Annotated in this window: 1 pseudogene; it reads left to right on the top strand. The window is 61.7% G+C overall.

Going from position 1 to position 1030, the window contains the following annotated elements:
- Nucleotides 1-399 precede the first annotated feature (399 nt).
- Nucleotides 400-1030: pseudogene (locus tag AC04MI_RS25555) on the top strand (Fic family protein); the annotation flags it as partial.

The following is a 1030-nucleotide window of genomic DNA, read 5'->3' as shown; positions in this document are numbered from 1 at the left end:
GTGATTGGCTGTTCTTGGCCCCGTGCGGGAACACGCGAAAGAACGTTCCTTTCATCAGACGCCCTTCTATCGATCACCTCTGGCCGACGTGCAGCAAGTCCTGCTTGCCTGCCCGCGTCCACTACTTTGAGCGCCTCGTTGCCGCAGATGAAGCGGAGGCTGGCTTCGCGCGCTTGGTCGCGGCGCACGCGACCAACTCCTCTGCCAGGGATGCTCCGACAGGGAGGTGAAGTTCGAGCGGCAGTGCATTCGCGACAGCGAAGGCTCTCGAACTGCATGGAAAAAAGCTCTTGCAGCTTCGCAGAGAGAGAGCCGCGATCGAAAACTGTTTTTATGCAATCGGCGACATAGCAATGCATATTTATGCGCCGCTAAGCATTTTCTGGATAGGATTGCGCCATGGAAGCGAAAAATCTCGGGCCTCATGCCTCTGGCAACCCCGGAGATCCCATCGGAGCTGCATGGCTCGTTCGCGCGTTCAGCCTTGAACTCGTCCAGCCCATCTTTGTCCGCAGCGAGATCGGTCCCCGCAGACAGACCGTACACCATCCGGGGTACCGTCGGGAGGTCCACCAAGAGCACATGCGACCTGCTGCCACGCTGCAGGCCCACCTGACTTTCATGCTCAAACACGAGGGCGTGCACCTCGAACTCCTGGCCCGCCTCTTTGAACGCCTGGACCCGCTCGTCGTTGCCGACTGGGTGCGTGCAGAGCCGAACGGTCAATACGCCCGCCGGGCCGGTTTCTTCTACGAGTGGCTCACTCGGCGAGAGCTGCCGATCGAGAACGGCTTGGTCGGGGGCAACTACGTCGAAGCCCTGGATCCTGAAGAACAGGTGGTCGCGACCACCAGCGTGCCGGTGGGCCGGTGGCGTGTGCGGGACAACATGCCGGGGACCAGCGACTTCTGTCCCACGGTTCGCCTGACGCCCGCGAATCACGAGGGGCTTCAGTTCGACCTGGCCGGCGCGTTGGCTCGAGAGGAAGCTGAGTTCGGAGCGGAGGTCCTGCGCAGAAGCGCAGTGTGGA

The sequence above is a fragment of the Acidovorax sp. LjRoot204 genome (genome assembly GCF_056175785.1).
The sequence above is the reverse complement of the archived record's forward strand: the minus strand, read 5'-3'. Positions and strand labels throughout refer to the sequence as shown.